Annotated in this window: 2 protein-coding genes; both read right to left on the bottom strand. The window is 64.9% G+C overall.

The window, feature by feature from the left end; genetic code table 11:
• Nucleotides 1–716: ABC transporter substrate-binding protein (locus tag A3764_RS22540; RefSeq protein WP_067952132.1), on the bottom strand; the 716-nt coding region annotated here is incomplete at its 3' end.
• A gap of 32 nt (nt 717–748) precedes the next feature.
• On the bottom strand, nt 749–1,516 hold the full coding sequence (locus tag A3764_RS22535) for an ABC transporter ATP-binding protein (protein WP_067925730.1): 768 nt from the start codon (nt 1,514–1,516) through the stop codon (nt 749–751).
• Nucleotides 1,517–1,652: the final 136 nt, after the last annotated feature.

Here is a 1,652-nt window from a genome sequence, read left to right as displayed (position 1 = left end):
ACCGCGCGCAGCACCGCGTCGACAAAGCCCTGCACCACCTCGGGGCGTTCCTCGATCGTGTCGTCAGAGGCGATGATGGCCTGCGCCATGGCGGGAAAGACGCTGTCCACCGGCTGCTGGTCCATCGGCACGCCCGCCGCTTCGATGGCGGCGATCCACTCGGGCACGCCCGACATGGCATCGAGGTTGCCGGCAATGGTGAGCTGGATGATGCCACCCGGCCCGACGGCCTGAATATCCACGTCGTTCTTCGTCAGCCCGGCAGAGGCGAGCACCCCCAGCAGGTTGTAGTAGGTGGTATCCTGAAACGACAGAACGCCGATGGATTTGCCTTTCAGGTCCTGCGGCCCGGTGATGCCAGCATCTTCGCGCCATGCCAGCTGGGTCAGACCACGGCCCCCCAGCAGTGCGACGCCGCGGATCTCCAGCCCGTTGGCACGTACGATGATCGGCGTGTCCCCGATACCGCCGCCCAGTTCGGCATTGCCGAGCGCCACCTGCGTGGCCACGTCGGCGCCGCCCTTGCCCACCTGAAAGGTAACGTCGAGGCCCGCCTCGTCGAAATAGCCGTTCCCCTTCGCCAGTTGGAACGGCGCGAATGCGGGCAGGAAGTCTGGCGCGGGGAAAAGGTAGGTCACCTTTTCCTGCGCGGCGGCGGCCCCGGCGGTCAGAACCAGCGTCGCGGCCGTGACGGCGGAAAGGATGGTATGTTTCATGGTTTCGGTATCTCCCTTAGTGGGCGGCCGGCTCAGGCTGCCTTTTCTTCCAGTTTCAGATGCTTGAAGAGCTGTGCCGCATAATCGGCGACCTGCGGCATCACCCGGCGTTCGAGCGGCCGGTCCCGGCGCGGCAGATCCACCTCGATCTCGGCGACGATGGTGCCGGGGCGTTCGGACAGCACGAGGATGCGATCCGACATCAGCACCGCTTCGTGCAGGTCATGGGTGATCAGCAGGGTGGTCTTGCCGGTCTCGGCAATCGTGCCGGCGAATGAATTCTGCAACAACAGCTTGGTCTGCGCGTCGAGTGCCGAAAAAGGTTCGTCCAGCAGAATGATCTCCGGGTCGATGGCCAGCGTCCGCGCCAGTGCCGCGCGCTGGCGCATCCCGCCCGACAGTTGATAGGGGTAATGGTTCTCGAACCCGGCAAGCTGGCAATGGGCCAGTTCCTTCATCGCGCGGTCACGCCGCTCGGCCTTGGCCACCCCGCGCGCTTCGAGCCCGAATTCGATGTTGGAAATGATCGACCGCCACGGCAGCAGCAGGTCTTTCTGCAACATGAACCCGACGTGGGAGTTCGGCCCCGTGACGGGGGCGTCCGACACCAGAACCTCCCCCTCCGTTGGCTGATAGAGCCCGGCTGTCATCGACAGGATGGTGGACTTGCCACAGCCCGACGGCCCGACGACGGAAACGAACTCACCCGGCGCGACGCGAAAGTTCACATCGCTGACAGCGGTCAGCGCGTTGTTCGCCGTGGTGAAGCGCTTTGTGACATTGCGGAACTCAAGCGCCATAGCCGTGCTCCGCATAGGCCTTGTCGAGCTCCGCGTTCGTTGCCGCCAGTTCGTCATGCAGCATCTGGGCCGTCCATTCGGTCTTGCCGGACCGGGGCGCTTCGAACTTACGCTCTGTCAGCGCGGCGGCGACCGC

This window comes from Sulfitobacter sp. HI0129, assembly GCF_001635395.1.
GTDB lineage: Bacteria > Pseudomonadota > Alphaproteobacteria > Rhodobacterales > Rhodobacteraceae > Sulfitobacter.
Note: the sequence above shows the minus strand (reverse complement) of the source record. Positions and strands in the feature narration are given on the sequence as shown.

Excerpts from the sequence above, each read along its gene's own strand:
- A3764_RS22535 (WP_067925730.1), bottom strand. The coding sequence starts at position 1,516 with ATGGCGCTTGAGTTCCGCAATGTCACAAAGCGCTTCACCACGGCGAAC.